The 15,676-nt window shown below is 52.4% G+C and carries 12 protein-coding genes; 7 read left to right on the top strand and 5 right to left on the bottom strand.

All coding sequences use genetic code 11. The features are described from left to right. The first annotated feature begins 59 nt into the window (after positions 1-59). Complete coding sequence (locus HV352_RS03055; RefSeq protein ID WP_049259761.1) at positions 60-908, top strand: helix-turn-helix transcriptional regulator; 849 nt, start codon at positions 60-62, stop codon at positions 906-908. Here the strand turns inward: HV352_RS03055 and HV352_RS03050 are convergent, their stop codons facing one another. After that, complete coding sequence (locus tag HV352_RS03050; protein ID WP_153647239.1) at positions 909-1,682, bottom strand: siderophore-interacting protein; 774 nt, start codon at positions 1,680-1,682, stop codon at positions 909-911. A 236-nt stretch (positions 1,683-1,918) separates the two neighbouring features. Here HV352_RS03050 and HV352_RS03045 point away from each other — a divergent pair, with 236 nt between their 5' ends. Then, positions 1,919-2,593 carry a PadR family transcriptional regulator gene (locus tag HV352_RS03045; protein WP_165499988.1) on the top strand — a complete coding sequence of 225 codons (675 nt, stop codon included), beginning with the start codon at positions 1,919-1,921 and terminating at the stop codon, positions 2,591-2,593. Between the two features lie 53 nt (positions 2,594-2,646). Here the strand turns inward: HV352_RS03045 and HV352_RS03040 are convergent, their stop codons facing one another. Further along, a complete protein-coding gene (locus tag HV352_RS03040) occupies positions 2,647-4,167 on the bottom strand; it encodes a PAS domain-containing methyl-accepting chemotaxis protein (protein ID WP_016154592.1) in 1,521 nt (506 codons plus the stop codon). Between the two features lie 430 nt (positions 4,168-4,597). On the opposite strand from HV352_RS03040, the gene ygjG reads away from it, so the two are divergent. Then, positions 4,598-5,977 carry a putrescine aminotransferase gene (gene ygjG / locus HV352_RS03035; protein WP_049259762.1) on the top strand — a complete coding sequence of 460 codons (1,380 nt, stop codon included), beginning with the start codon at positions 4,598-4,600 and terminating at the stop codon, positions 5,975-5,977. A gap of 90 nt (positions 5,978-6,067) precedes the next feature. Here ygjG and HV352_RS03030 read toward each other — a convergent pair whose 3' ends face one another. Beyond that, positions 6,068-6,400, bottom strand: a complete 333-nt coding sequence (locus HV352_RS03030) for a tRNA-binding protein (protein WP_047414075.1) — start codon at positions 6,398-6,400, stop codon at positions 6,068-6,070. A gap of 209 nt (positions 6,401-6,609) precedes the next feature. On the opposite strand from HV352_RS03030, the gene ebgR reads away from it, so the two are divergent. The 4 genes from ebgR (at position 6,610) to HV352_RS03010 (ending at position 12,837) form a co-directional block, all read left to right on the top strand. Then, positions 6,610-7,593, top strand: a complete 984-nt coding sequence (gene ebgR / locus HV352_RS03025) for a transcriptional regulator EbgR (RefSeq protein WP_016157523.1) — start codon at positions 6,610-6,612, stop codon at positions 7,591-7,593. 206 nt (positions 7,594-7,799) lie between these two features. Beyond that, positions 7,800-10,892, top strand: a complete 3,093-nt coding sequence (gene ebgA / locus HV352_RS03020; RefSeq protein WP_181635183.1) for a beta-galactosidase subunit alpha — start codon at positions 7,800-7,802, stop codon at positions 10,890-10,892. Next, complete coding sequence (locus tag HV352_RS03015; RefSeq protein WP_016154597.1) at positions 10,889-11,338, top strand: beta-galactosidase subunit beta; 450 nt, start codon at positions 10,889-10,891, stop codon at positions 11,336-11,338. The genes ebgA and HV352_RS03015 overlap by 4 nt, the downstream gene beginning before the upstream one ends. Positions 11,339-11,403: 65 nt before the next feature. Next, on the top strand, positions 11,404-12,837 hold the full coding sequence (locus HV352_RS03010) for an amino acid permease (RefSeq protein ID WP_016154598.1): 1,434 nt from the start codon (positions 11,404-11,406) through the stop codon (positions 12,835-12,837). A gap of 211 nt (positions 12,838-13,048) precedes the next feature. Here the strand turns inward: HV352_RS03010 and HV352_RS03005 are convergent, their stop codons facing one another. Then, entirely contained in the window at positions 13,049-14,107 is a 1,059-nt protein-coding gene (locus HV352_RS03005) for a glycoside hydrolase family 130 protein (protein WP_181635182.1), read from the bottom strand. After that, positions 14,091-15,674, bottom strand: coding sequence for an alpha-glucosidase (locus HV352_RS03000; protein WP_181635181.1), 1,584 nt, complete (start codon positions 15,672-15,674; stop codon positions 14,091-14,093). Before HV352_RS03000 ends, HV352_RS03005 begins: the two co-directional genes overlap by 17 nt. Positions 15,675-15,676: the final 2 nt, after the last annotated feature.

Below are 15,676 nucleotides of genomic sequence, written 5' to 3'. Positions count from 1 at the left end.
CCAAAGGTGGGCTAAAAATTCTTACGCAAGATTATTATGGAAAACAGAGTGTATGTATTATGATCCGCGGACAAGATCTATCGAGCAGCGGACACACCATCGGGAGCATTGACGATCTATTTATGGAAACTCTCGTGCAAAAACAGTGGAACTCCTTCCCGGATAACTCCATGACGGAACTGCCGCAGGATGTTTACTTTCGCTCTTATGTCCTGGAAGCCAATCATCATGTTCCACAGCATTCACACTCTTTTATGCAGTTTCATTTCGCCCGCAAAGGCAGTATGCGTATTGATGTTGCCGGCAAGTGCTGGATAATCCCGGCGCATTATGGCATCTGGATCCCGAATCATACGGAGCATGCGGTTTGGGCATTGGATGATGTGTATTTAGAGAATCTGGATATTAAACCGAGCTTTCTTGAAGAGAGCATCAATGAATGTAAAGTGGTGGCTATCAGTGATTTCGCCAGAGAGTTTATTCATTACGCCACGAATTTAATTTCGGGCCATTATGATAGCCAGTCAAAAGAGGGCAAGCTGGTTAGCGTCCTGGTCGACATTATTCTGCAGCTTCCGGAAGTCGCTTTTGTATTACCCTGGCCGCAGGATCGCGAATTAACTAAAGTTTGTCGAACAATACAAGAATCCCCGGCGCTGGAGCATTCGCTTGAATACTGGGCGCAGCATCTGGGTATGTCTGCCCGTACCTTTTCACGCCATTTCAAAAAAGAAACCGGATTGCCTTTCAGCGTCTGGAAGCAAAAAATGCGTATTCTGGAATCCGTATTAATGCTGAAGAAAAATAAAAGCGTGACCGCCGTGGCGCTCGACGTAGGGTATTCAAGCACCGCGGCATTTAGCTACGCATTCCGCCAGGCGTTTGGCGTGCCGCCATCTAATTACTGATTAACGGCGCTGATGCCAGTAAGCCGCTGCGCGAACAAGTTGCTGATCGAACGCCTCGGTTTCAAAGCGAGCACTCAGGTTTTTGACCACCTTACCTTCGCCGGTAATCCAGATGTAGTAATCATCTGCGGGTACGCTTAGCTGCGATAAGTGTTCATTCACCGCCTGTTCGTCATGGCCGATAAACCACTGAATAGTAAATCCGTCAAGATGGGCAAAATAGTCCTGGTACGCGGCATCCTGCACGCTTACCAGCGCCGTGATGTTCGGACGTACCGCTAAACGGCTGAGCGACTCCAGGCGTCGGCGCAGCGCAGGCATTCCCGATTCATCACACACGTAAACCTGATACGCATAGTCCTCTGGCACCACCAAAGAACCGCGCGGTCCGCCTACCGTCAGCTTGTCACCCTCGCGGGCATTCATCGCCCACGTACTTGCCACGCCACCGTCATGAATATAGAAATCCAGTGCCAGCTCATGGCGTGCTTCGTCATACAACGGCGTGTAATCACGGGATATCGGACGCACGCCGTCAGCCCAGACAATACCTTCATCGGTGACAACCGGCGGCACAAAGTGGCTGCCCGGTTCAGGGAAAAAGACCTTGGTATGGTCGTCAAAGCCGTGTGAGCTAAAACCATCCAGAGCGTCACCGCCCAGTACAATGCGCTGAAAGCCCGCGCTAATACGTTCGACGCGCAGGACGGTAAGTTCCCGAAAACGCAGTTCATTGCGAACGCGCTGCGGGTAGCGTGAGGTGTTTTTTGTCATTTTTTCGCCTTCGGAAAGATAATACGATATATCTAAATTAATTTTTAAATGATAATGATTGCTAATCAGCAAGATTGCAAGCACTTTTTTGATATAGTCGACTTCTGATTAATCGGCTAACACAACCCCTTTAAAACAGATAAAAATCATCAATTTAAACAAAAAACATTTTATAGGCTTGCACCAAAACAATATTTAGATATAAATTAGATATATCTAAAACACATCAGGAGACGATGATGCAAAACCATCATGAAGGTTGCTGCAAGCATACAGAGCACCAACACGAAGGCTGCTGCAAGGGTGAAGGGCATCACCACGAAGGCCGCCACAACGAACACCATGCAGGTTGCTGCAAAGGTGAAGAACATCGCCATGAAGGCTGCACCAAAGAACATCACCACGAACAGGGTTGTGGACACCGCCACGGTCGCGGCGGCGGTCGTCGCCAGCGCTTCTTCGGTCACGGAGAATTACGCCTGGTCATTCTGGATATCCTGACCCGCGACGCCAGCCACGGCTATGAGCTGATTAAAGCGATTGAAACCCTGACTCAGGGCAACTATACCCCGAGCCCGGGCGTCGTCTATCCGACGCTGGATTTCTTGCAGGATCAAGAGCTGATCACCATCAGCGACGAGGAAGGCGGGCGTAAACAGATTGCGATCACAACCCAGGGCCAGCAGTGGCTGGATGAAAACCGTGAGCATCTGGAACATATCCACGAACGTATTAAAGCCCGCTGCGTGGGTTTTGAATTACGCAAGAACCCGCAGATGAAACGCGCGCTGGAGAACTTCAAAGCCGTGCTGGACCTACGGGTCAATCATGGTGATACCAGCGATGCGCAGATCAAAAAAATCATCGGTATTATCGATCGCGCTGCGCTGGATATTACTCAACTGGATTAATCTACAGAGCAGGCGGAACGCGTTCACCCTGCGTTCCGCCTTTATCGTTAATATTAATGCAGCACCGTAACCGCATCTTCCAGACGACCAGCGCGATGTTTCACCATCGCGGAAATCTGGGCGCTCTCTTCAACCAGTTCGGCGTTTTTCTGCGTAATGTTGCTTAATTCATTCACTGCGCGAGTCAGGCTCGAAAGACCATCTGACTGTTCCAGCGTTGAGTGACTGATTTGGGCAATCAACTGCGTCACGTTTTGCACCTGCGCCACAATATCATCCATCGTGCGCCCTGCGGCGTGAACCTGGTCGGATCCGGACTGCACCTTATCGGCGCTGGCATCAATCAGCTTGCGGATATCATTGGCTGCACTGGCGCTGCGGCTGGCAAGATGACGCACTTCTCCCGCCACCACGGCGAACCCTTTCCCCTGCTCACCCGCCCGTGCGGCTTCAACAGCGGCGTTCAGGGCCAGAATATTAGTCTGGAAAGCAATATCGTTAATCAGCGTGGTAATGGTGCCGATCCGCTGGGTGCTGTTGGCGATATCGTCCATAGTTTTGATGACGGTATCCATCGCCTCGCCGCCGTGCGTCGCCGCGCTGCTGGCTGCAATGGAGAGCTTGTCGGCCGCGGCGGCGGTCTCTGAGTTTTGCTTCACCGATGCCGCCATCTGATTCATGGTGGTCACCGTTTCCTGCACGTTCTCTACGGTCTGCTGCGTATGCTTGTTTAAATCATCGCTGCCTTTCGCCAGCGTTTCGCTGTCGCTGCGCACACAGCTCACCTGACTGGAGACATCATGGATGAGCCAACGGCACATTAGCCCCAGTTGCCCAACCGCTCGCAGCATCAGGCCCAGTTCATCACTGCGGTTAAGATGCGACACGCTGTTTCGTTCACCGGTCGCCACTTTTAGCGCCTGACGAGCGACATTCTCAATAGGACGCACAATCTGCCATTCGAAAATAGCCGTTCCCAACATCATCACCAGCGCGCTTATCAGCAGTAACGGCCATTCGGCGCCCATTTGCTGCAATGCGGCCGCCAGTACGATAAACATAATTGCCATTACGCTGCGCACTCGCCAGCGAATCGGCAGCGCCGGGAGTTTACCCAGCCAGCCTTTGCGTACCACCAGTCCTTTATGGATACGTCGGTTGCAACGCCCTTCATTCAGCGCTTTATATAAAGGCTCTACCGCCGCAATCTCCTCGTCAGTGGCCCGGGTACGAATCGACATATATCCGGTGACACGACCTTCCCGTACCATCGGCACCGCATTGGCCCTTACCCAGTAGTGATCGCCATTCTTACGCCGGTTTTTCACAATCCCGCTCCATGGCTCACCCTGTTTCAGGGTGTACCACATATCCGCAAACGCCGCTTTTGGCATATCCGGATGACGAACCAGATTGTGCGGCTTATCGAGCAATTCATTCAGTTGATAGCCACTGACCTGGACAAAAGTATCGTTCGCGTGGGTGATATAGCTTTGTAAATCGGTGGTCGACATGAGGGTGATATCATCATCCAGCGGTGTATTTTGCTGACTAACGTAGGGATGAGAAGACATGATTGCGTCCTGTGCAGGTTATCTGGTTGTTAACTCTTTCGGCTTATGTTATTTCGGCGATAATTTTTTTATCTTTAGTTGTTAAATTTGATTTAGATCGCAATTTGCGATTAAACCTCAAAATCTGTACGCATTCTAATCCATTGATTTAAAATACTTTCATCCAGTAACTATTCAACTACACTTCTACCAACGCACCGTCACAGTGCAAATATTGCTCACTTTTAGCGCAGAAAAGTGCTTTTCCGATCTGTTTTCGCGGTCTTAACCTGGGCAAAATGCCAGCAAATGTTAAACATCAGCATTAAATGTTGCGTGAATGAGATGTTTCCTGGTGTTTATCCCGATTTTTGCTAAGCGCGCCGGAATGGCGCAATCACTGCAATACTTAAATCAGTATCATGTGATACGCGAGCTCCGGGAGCATATTTTGAACAGGTTACCTTCCAGCGCATCGGCCCTGGCCTGCAGCGCACACGCACTGAATCTCATCGAAAAGCGCACGCTTGATCATGAGGAAATGAAATCATTAAACCGAGAGGTGATTGAATACTTCAAGGAGCATGTCAATCCGGGGTTCTTAGAGTATCGAAAATCTGTAACTGCAGGCGGGGATTACGGAGCCGTAGAGTGGCAAGCGGGAAGCCTGAATACGCTTGTCGACACCCAGGGGCAGGAGTTCGTCGATTGCCTGGGTGGATTTGGAATTTTCAACGTGGGGCACCGTAATCCAGTCGTGGTTTCCGCCGTACAGAATCAACTCGCGAAACAACCTCTGCACAGCCAGGAGCTACTTGACCCTCTGCGGGCCATGCTGGCAAAAACCCTCGCCGCGCTGGCGCCAGGTAAACTGAAATACAGTTTTTTCTGTAACAGCGGGACCGAGTCGGTTGAAGCCGCTCTGAAGCTGGCGAAAGCGTATCAATCGCCGCGCGGTAAATTTACGTTCATTGCCACCAGCGGCGCATTCCACGGCAAATCATTGGGAGCACTATCCGCTACGGCTAAATCAACCTTCCGCAAACCGTTTATGCCGCTGCTGCCGGGTTTCCGCCATGTGCCGTTTGGCGATATTAACGCGATGCGCACCATGCTCAGCGAGTGTAAAAAGACCGGTGACGACGTCGCAGCCGTGATCCTCGAACCTATCCAGGGTGAAGGGGGCGTGATCCTGCCACCGCAAGGGTATTTGCCCGCCGTGCGTAAACTTTGCGATGAGTTTGGCGCGCTGATGATCCTTGATGAAGTGCAGACCGGCATGGGTCGTACCGGCAAAATGTTCGCCTGTGAGCACGAAAACGTGCAGCCCGACATTATGTGTCTGGCCAAAGCGCTGGGCGGCGGCGTGATGCCAATTGGCGCAACTATTGCCACTGAAGAGGTGTTTTCCGTTCTGTTCGACAATCCCTTCTTGCATACCACCACGTTTGGCGGCAACCCGCTCGCTTGTGCGGCTGCGCTAGCCACCATTAACGTCCTGCTGGAGCAAAATTTACCGGCTCAGGCGGAGCAGAAAGGCGATATGTTGCTGGATGGTTTCCGCCAGCTTGCGCGGGAGTACCCAGACCTCGTGCATGATGTACGCGGTAAAGGCATGCTGATGGCAATTGAGTTTGTCGATAATGAAATCGGCTACAACTTTGCCAGTGAGATGTTCCGCCAGCGGGTACTGGTTGCCGGCACGCTAAACAATGCAAAGACGATCCGTATCGAACCGCCGTTAACGTTAACGATCGAGCAATGCGATCTGGTATTGCGATCGACGCGCAAAGCCCTGGCAGCATTACGGGTGAGCGTGGAGCAGGTGTAATACATGTCGGATGGCGCTGCGCATCTCAGGCTTACGGGATCAAATGTAGGTCGGCTAAAAGCGTAGCGGCCATCCGGCAATTAGCACAACTTAAACAATCCGCACACCCGCAGGCATAAGGCGTTCTGGCGTCAGCAGCACGCTTTCGCTGCCATCGTCCGTCTCAGCGCACAGCAACATGCATTCTGACGTTTCCCCGCGCATTTTGGCCTTTTGCAGATTACACAGCACCACCACCGTTTTCCCCATCAGCTCTTCTTCGCTGTAATAAGGCACCAGGCTGGTCACGGTTTGCAGCGTACGCTCTCCCACATCCACCTGCACGATATACAGCTTATCAGCATTGTCATGGCGCTTTGCCTGTGCGATTTTTCCAACACGTATTTCCATTCGGGCAAAATCAGCAAATGCGACGGTATCCATTGTGTTCTCCTTTGGTAAAATTTTACTAAATAATAGCAAAATATTTTCCGGGAATGGTTCTCAAAAGCGGGAAAATGACGTAGTCATCACACTCTGAAAGCCCAGTTTTACCCCAGGCATGTCAATTAAACGTACTTTTTTTACTGAAAACAGATGAATAGATAAGCACTTCATTTACAATGCGCAGGTAACTCAGGGAAAAGGCAAACATGGCAACACTTAAAGACATCGCAATCGAAGCTGGCGTGTCCCTGGCGACAGTGTCCCGGGTTTTAAACGATGACCCCACGCTGAATGTAAAAGAAGAGACCAAGCATCGCATTCTGGAGATCGCGGAAAAACTGGAGTACAAAACCAGCAGTGCTCGTAAAAACCAGACCAGCGCGCTCGGCCCCCAGCATATTCTGGCGCTCTACAGCTACCAGCAGGATTTGGAAATCAACGATCCTTACTATCTCGCGATCCGTCACGGAATAGAAACCCAGTGTGAGAAGCTGGGGATCGAACTGACCAACTGCTATGAGCACAGTGGGCTACCGGAGAGCAAAAACATTACCGGCATTCTTATTGTCGGCAAGCCTTCTTCGGCTTTGCGTAATGCAGCAGCAGCGCTTACCGACAACATCTGCTTTATCGATTTCCATGAACCCGGCAGCGAATATGACGCCGTCGATATCGATTTGGCCCGCATCAGTAAAGAGAGTATCGACTACTTCATCGCCCAGGGCGTCACTCGCATTGGCTTCATCGGCGGTGAAGACGAACCCGGCAAGGCTGATATCCGTGAAGCCGCGTTTGTCGAATACGGTCGTCTGCAGCAGGTCGTTTCTGAACAGGACATCTATCGCGGCGGTTTCTCCAGTTCATCAGGGTATGAACTGGCCAAAAAAATGCTGGCGAAAGCCGACTATCCCGGTGCCCTGTTTGTGGCTTCAGACTCGATTGCTATTGGCGTTCTGCGCGCCATTCACGAGCGTGGCCTGAACATTCCGCAGGACATTTCGCTGATTAGCGTTAATGATATCCCGACAGCGCGCTTCACCTTTCCTCCGCTTTCCACCGTTCGCATCCATTCAGAAATGATGGGCAGTCAGGGCGTCAACCTGCTGTTTGAGAAAGCCCGCGATGGGCGTGCGCTTCCTCTGCTGGTTTTTGTTCCCAGCAAGCTGAAACTGCGCGGCACCACCCGCTAAAATCCCCAGTAAACACGCCCGGTTTCTTCTGATGCCGGGCGCGCATTGTCATGCATTATTTTCTGCGCCCCATTATTTTCGTGATCCAGTTAAAGTAAATCACCTCACTCACTATATTTTAGTAAAATTTTTACTAAAATCACCATCAATTACACTTACTCACCATTACAATGAATGGTTCCGATTTTTCTCCACCGGGAGGCCTTATGAATCGCTGGGAAAACATTCAGCTCACCCACGAAAATCGACTGGCGCCACGCGCATATTTTTTCTCTTATGACTCCGTTGCGCAGGCTCGCTCGTTTGCCCGCGAAACCAGCAGCCTCTTTCAGTTGCTAAGCGGTCAGTGGAATTTTCAGTTCTTTGAGCATCCGCTGCAGGTGCCGGAAACCTTTACGTCGCAGTTGATGAATGACTGGGGCAGCATCACCGTCCCAGGCATGTGGCAGATGGAAGGACATGGCAAACTGCAGTATACCGACGAAGGTTTTCCTTTCCCGATTGATGTCCCCTACGTTCCAACCAATAACCCCACCGGAGCCTACCAGCGCATTTTCTCCCTCAGCGAAGGCTGGCTGGGCAAACAAACGCTGATTAAATTTGATGGCGTAGAAACCTACTTCGAAGTTTACGTGAATGGTCAGTACGTCGGTTTCAGCAAAGGCAGCCGCCTGACGGCTGAATTTGATATCAGCGCGGTGGTAAAGACCGGTGACAACCTGCTGTGCGTTCGCGTAATGCAATGGGCTGATTCCACTTACGTTGAAGACCAGGACATGTGGTGGTCGGCGGGAATTTTCCGCGACGTCTATCTGGTAGGCAAACAGGCGACCCATATTCAGGATTTTACCGTTCGCACCGAGTTCGATGATGACTATCGCGACGCCACCCTCACCTGCGACATTGCGCTGGAAAACCTGGGTTCCACGCCAGCGATGGCGTCACTCGAATACACCTTGTTTGACGGTGAGCAGGCGCTGCATAGCGGCGTGATTAACAATCTGGCAGTGGATCAACACACCCGCACCGCTTTTAATTTCAAGGTTAGCGCGCCGCAGCAGTGGTCAGCGGAATCGCCGTATCTTTATCATCTGGTGATGACGCTGAAAGATGCCAACGGCAATCTCCTTGAGGTCGTGCCACAGCGGGTCGGATTCCGCGATATCAAAGTTCGCGACGGTCTGTTTTACATCAATAACCGCTACGTGATGCTGCATGGCGTTAACCGTCACGATAACGATCATCTTAAAGGCCGCGCGGTTGGCATGGATCGCGTTGAAAAAGATCTGCTGTTAATGAAGCAGCACAACATCAATTCCGTGCGTACCGCCCATTACCCGAACGATCCGCGTTTCTATGAATTGTGCGATATCTACGGTCTGTTCGTGATGGCCGAAACCGACGTTGAATCTCACGGCTTCGCCAATATCGGCGATATCAGCCGGATAACCGACGATCCGCTGTGGGAAAACGTCTACGTTGAGCGCATCGTGCGCCACATCCATGCACAAAAAAACCACCCGTCGATCGTCATCTGGTCGCTCGGCAACGAATCCGGATACGGCTGTAACATCCGCGCCATGTATCACGCCGCGAAAGCGCTGGATGACACGCGTCTGATCCATTACGAAGAAGATCGTGACGCCGAAGTGGTGGATATCATCTCCACCATGTACACCCGTGTGCCGCTGATGAATGAGTTTGGCGAATATCCACATCCTAAGCCGCGCATCATCTGCGAATATGCTCACGCCATGGGCAACGGTCCCGGCGGGCTGACGGAATATCAGAACGTCTTTTATCAGCATGACTGCATTCAGGGACACTATGTCTGGGAGTGGTGCGATCACGGGATTCAGGCCAAAGATGACGACGGCAACGTCTGGTACAAATATGGCGGCGACTACGGCGACTATCCGAACAACTACAACTTCTGCCTTGATGGCCTGATTTATTCCGATCAAACCCCGGGGCCGGGTCTGCAAGAGTACAAGCAGGTGATTGCGCCAGTAAAAGTACGCGCACAGGATCTGGCTCGCGGCGAGCTACGGGTAGAAAACAAACTGTGGTTTACCACGCTTGACGACTACACCTTGCATATTGAGGTTCGCGCCGAAGGAGATACGCTTTCTGCTCAGCAGATAAAACTGCGCGACGTCCCTCCTAATAGCGATACCCTGGTGCAATGCACACTGCCGGAGCTGGATGCGCGCGAAGCGTTCCTCAACGTCATCGTGACGAAAGATTCCCGCACGTTATACAGCGAAGCCGGGCACCACATCGCGACTTATCAGTTCCCGCTGAAGGCCAGAACGGCGGCTGCCGTACCGTTTAGCCTGAAAAACGCTACCCCTCTGACGCTGGAAGACAGCCCCCAGAGCTGCACCATACGCGGTTATAACTTCCATCTGACCTTCTCAAAACTGAACGGTAAGCCCATTAGCTGGACCGTTAACGGTGAGGAGCTGATTACCCGCGAGCCGAAGATTAATTTCTTCAAACCAACCATTGATAACCACAAACAAGAGTTCGAAGGCCTTTGGCAACCAAATCATTTACAGATTATGCAGGAGCATCTGCGCGATTTTGCCATTGAGCAAACCGATGACGCGCTGTTGATAACCAGCCAGACGATTATCGCCCCGCCGGTATTTGATTTCGGTATGCGCTGTACCTACCGCTGGCGGATTGCCGCAGACGGTCAGTTGAACGTGGAGCTTTCCGGCCAGCCTTACGGCGAGTACCGGGACATTATTCCGTGCATCGGCTTCACGATGGGCATCAACGGCGATTTGGGGCAGGTGGCGTATTACGGACGTGGTCCCGGTGAAAACTATGCCGATAGCCAGCAGGCCAACATCATCGATATCTGGCGCAGCAGCGTGGATGAGATGTTCGAAAACTATCCGTTCCCGCAAAACAACGGCAATCGTCAGGACGTGCGCTGGGCAACGCTAACCAACCGCCACGGCAACGGTCTGCTGGTGGTTCCGCAGCGCCCTGTCAACCTGAGCGCCTGGCGCTATACGCCAGAAAATATCTTTGCCGCACAGCACTGTAATGCGCTGCAGCGCAGCGATGACATCACCCTGAATCTGGACCACCAGGTGCTGGGCTTAGGCTCCAACTCGTGGGGAAGCGAGGTGCTTGATTCCTGGCGCGTCTGGTTCCGTTCGTTCAGCTACGGCTTCACGTTGTTGCCGGTTTCCGGTAGCGAATCTAGCGCTCAAACCGCCGCCAGCCGCGTCTTTGGTACCGGGTTCTTTTCCACGAATTTGCACAGCGAGAATACAAAATGAGGATCATCGACAACTTAGCGCAGTTCCAACAAATTTACGCATCCGGGAAGAAGTGGCAGCGCTGCGTCGAAGCGATTGAAAATATTGATAATATTCAACCAGGCGTTGCCCACTCTATCGGTGATTCCCTGAGCTATCGCGTGGAGACAGACTCCGCGACCGATGCACTGTTTACCGGTCATCGTCGTTATTTTGAAATCCATTACTACCTGCAAGGACAGCAAAAAATAGAGTATGCCGCCAAAGAGGATCTCCAGGTGGTTGAATATTATCGCGATGAAACCGATCGCGAATATCTGAAAGGCTGTGGAAAAACCGTAGAAGTGCGCGAAGGACAAATGGTTATTTGTGACAACCATGAAGCCTATCGTTTTATTTGTAATAACGCAGTGAAGAAAGTCGTACTCAAAGTCACCATCGAAGATGGTTATTTTCATAATAAATAAAAACACAGGCGGCGCCGACGTTGCGCCGCCAGTACCCTATAATAATCAGGAATCGGAGATGTGCTATGTCTGATACCAAACGTAATACCATCGGCAAGTTCGGCTTACTTTCACTCACCTTTGCCGCGGTTTATAGTTTTAATAACGTTATCAACAATAATATTGAGCTGGGTCTGGCATCCGCACCGATGTTTTTCCTCGCGACGATCTTCTACTTTATTCCGTTCTGCTTAATCATCGCTGAATTTGTTTCGCTGAATAAAAACTCCGAAGCCGGTGTCTATGCATGGGTGAAAAGTTCGCTGGGCGGACGTTGGGCATTTATTACCGCCTACACCTATTGGTTCGTTAACCTGTTCTTTTTTACCTCGCTGTTACCCCGTGTTATCGCCTACGCCTCATATGCTTTTTTAGGCTACGAATACATTCTGACGCCGTTCGCAACCACTGTATTAAGTATGGTGCTGTTTGCCTTCTCCACCTGGGTTTCGACCAACGGCGCAAAAATGTTAGGACCAATTACTTCGGTCACCTCCACATTGATGCTGCTGCTGACCCTGTCCTACATCCTGCTGGCGGGTACTGCGCTGGTTGGCGGCGTACAGCCTGCTGACCCTATCACCGTAGACGCAATGATCCCGAATTTTAACTGGGCCTTCCTCGGTATCACCACCTGGATCTTTATGGCGGCAGGCGGTGCGGAGTCGGTGGCAGTGTACGTCAACGACGTCAAGGGCGGGTCCAAATCGTTCGTGAAGGTTATTATTATTGCCGGGATTTTTATTGGCGTGCTCTATTCCATCTCCTCGGTACTGATCAACGTCTTCGTGAGCAGCAAAGAGCTGAAATTTACCGGTGGTTCGGTACAGGTATTCCACGGTCTGGCGGCATACTTTGGCCTGCCGGAACTGATCGTTAACCGCTTTGTTGGCCTGGTCTCCTTTACCGCGATGTTCGGCTCTCTGCTGATGTGGACCGCAACGCCGGTGAAAATTTTCTTCTCTGAAATTCCGGCAGGTATTTTCGGTAAAAAAACCGTCGAACTGAATGAAAATGGCGTTCCGGCCCGCGCAGCCTGGATTCAGTTCCTGATTGTTATCCCGCTGATGATTATCCCAACGCTCGGCTCCAATACCGTGCAGGATTTAATGAACACCATCATCAACATGACAGCCGCCGCATCGATGCTGCCGCCGCTGTTTATTATGCTGGCTTACCTGAATCTGCGCGCAAAACTGGACCACTTACCGCGCGACTTCCGTATGGGTTCGCAAAAAACCGGCATTATTGTGGTATCGATGCTGATTGTCCTTTTCACCATCGGGTTTATTGCCTCGACCTTCCCGACCGGCGGTAACATCATGACAATTATATTCTATAACGTCGGGGGGATTGTTATTTTTCTCGGTTTTGCCTGGTGGAAATACAGTAAATACATCAAAGGGCTAACCAAAGAAGAAAAAGCTATTGAGGCGGCTCCCGCGTCAGATATTAATTAAAATATTAATAACGATTAGAGCGGTCTGTTTTCTTGCTCACCTGAAATACAATGTGAAATTAAATATACAGACTTGCAGGGCATTTATTGCCCTGCTCTTCTGTTGTGTACTTTCATTATTTGCAGCAAAGATTCGTCCACCAGCGGCCGCAACGTGTGAATCGTCCCCCCAGCCAGAAGGAGGTTTAGCAACCCAGGACACTCTGCGGCATTTATTTAACCCCCAGATGCCGCCACAGTTTGTCCAGCGGCATTGTCGCCAGCGCCACACACTCATCGGCGGCACCGTACCAGACGTGCAGCGTCTCATCGCGGATCAGCGCCCCACAGGTGAACACCACATTGCCGAAGAAGCCTTCGCGCTCGTAGGGCGCATCTGGCTCCAGCAGCGGCACCGGTGATTTCGCCAGAATGCGGGTCGGATCGTTGAGATCCAGCAGCAGCGCGCCGAGGCAGTATCGCTGATCGGCATCCACACCGTGGTAGATCTCCAGCCAGCCGCGATCGGTTTTTAATACCGGCGCGCCGCCGCCTGATTTACGGCAGTCCCAGGCATCGCCGGACCGTCCCAGCAGGTGGCGATGGTTGCCCCAGTGCAGCATATCCGGCGACTCGCAAATCCAGATTTCCGGATGACCGAAGTGGCACGGGGCCGGACGGGTCAGGGCGTGATATTTACCGGCGATCTTTTCCGGGAAAAAGCAGACGTCGCGGTTGTCTGGGCAGAGGATCAACCCTTTTTTCTCCACCGTGACAAAATCTTTGGTCACCGCCAGCGCGGTAGAAATCCCCAGCGACGACACCGCCGAGTAGTTGATGTACGCGGTATCATCGATGCGGGTGATCCGCGCATCTTCGCAGCCGAACTCTTCATATTGCGTATCGGCGATGATAAACGGCTGGCTGTCAATCCGGAAGTTCACCCCGTCGCGGCTGCGCGCCAGACGCAGATGCGACATGGAGGTCAGCCACACCCGCGCCGGATCGCTTTTCAGCACGATCACCCGCGGATCGCTGAAATCATAGCGTTCATCCCGACGATCGAAACTCGCGGTGGCCTGTACCCAGCCCGCATCGGTTTTTTCCAACAGCGGTACGACACGCTGCTGCGGGTCGGAATTGATCACGCTTTCCGCCACTCGCAGCAGCAAAACGATCTCCCCGTCACACTCCGTTACGCCAGCATTGAAAACACAATCGACCTTCCTGCCGGGCAGTGAAGGCGTCACGTCCACCGGGGTAATCAACGGGTTTTTACTGTGCCTGTCCATGTACTCTCCTTTTGATCAAACATTGATTCTTGCCAATCCATTGCGCGTCCTCTCCGTACAGCACTTCAGCCTCAATCTCCTGCCACGGATTGCGAACGGGCGCACCAAAGTTGATGGCGACCCAGACCTGCTCCGCCGCCGTCGAACGGGTAAACCAGACGCATTCGTCAGTGAGGTCGAGCGAGTCCTGCTGTCCCTGATGCAGCGCCGCAACGCGGCGGCGCAGGGCGATCAGCCGTCGGTACTGATGCCAGAACGATGTTTCATCCTGCTGCTGGCGCTCCGCGTTAATCAGGGCGATATCGCCGCCGACGGGCATCCACGGCGCGACGGAGGAAAATCCGCCAAAGGGGGCGTCGCGCCAGGGCAGCGGCGCACGCGAACCATCCCGCGAATGTTCAATAGCCAGCGCCAGTGCCTGCTGTGGGCTGCTGCCTGCGGCAAGGGCGGTGCGGTAATGGGTTTTTCCCTGAATATCAAAAAGCTGCTCTGCCGTTTGCGGATGGTAGTCGGTCACCCCCAGCTCTTCTCCCTGGAAGATAAACGGCACGCCGCTCACCGTTAGCTGAAGCGCCAGCACCGCCAGCGCCCGCCCGGTATCGCGCTCGTTTTCGCCAAAGCGGCTGATCATCCGCGACATATCATGGCTGGAGAAAAACAGCGTCGGTAAACCCGACTGCGCAGCCAGCGTGGTTTTTAACTGGCTGAAAAGACGGGAAACATCAAAGGTTTTCTGGCTGCCGATATTGAAATTAAACACCACGTCCATCAGCTGAGGGCTTTGATAGCGGCTGAGCACGTCAGGGTCTTCGCTGCCGATTTCGCCAATCAGGAAATAGTCACCCTGCGCCCGAACATGGGCACACAGCCGTTGCAGCGTCTCCGGGAGTCGCGGCTGATTGATGTCAAATTCATGGCGCTGCTCGCCGTTCTCTTCCGGGTTATCAGGCCCAATGCCGTCGGTAGTAAGAAAGTTGATGACGTCAAAGCGAAAACCGTCCACCCCCTGCGTAACCCAGAAATCCACCACCCGGTAAATTTCCTGTTCCACCGCGGGGTTGGCCCAGTTGAGATCCACCTGGCCGGGCGCGAATTTATGGTAATAAAATTCGCCGGTGTCAGGCTCCGCGGTCCACGCGCTGCCGGAAAAGAAAGAACGCCAGTTATTCGGCTGGCGGCGAAAAAGGAAATAATCACGATAGCGGCTGTCCGGATTATTCCACGCATCGCAAAACCAGGGATGTTCTGAGGAGACGTGATTGACCACCAGATCGATAATCACCCGAATGCCTCTGGCGTGGCAGCCGTCAACCACCCGGCGAAAATCGTCGAGAGTGCCGAAACGGGCGTCAACGGCGTAGTAATCGCTGATATCGTAGCCGTTATCCACCAGCGGAGAGGGATAAAACGGCGTGATCCACACCGCGCCGATGCCCAGCGCCTGCAAATAATCCAGCCGGGAAATCAGGCCCGGAAAATCGCCCAGCCCGTCGTTATTGCCGTCGCAAAACGAAGGCAGATAAATTTGATAGCAGGTACACGCCTGCCACCACGGTTGCTTTTTCACCG

The sequence above is a fragment of the Citrobacter sp. RHBSTW-01044 genome (assembly GCF_013781945.1).
Classification (GTDB): Bacteria; Pseudomonadota; Gammaproteobacteria; order Enterobacterales; family Enterobacteriaceae; genus Citrobacter; species Citrobacter braakii.
The sequence above is the reverse complement of the archived record's forward strand: the minus strand, read 5'-3'. Positions and strand labels throughout refer to the sequence as shown.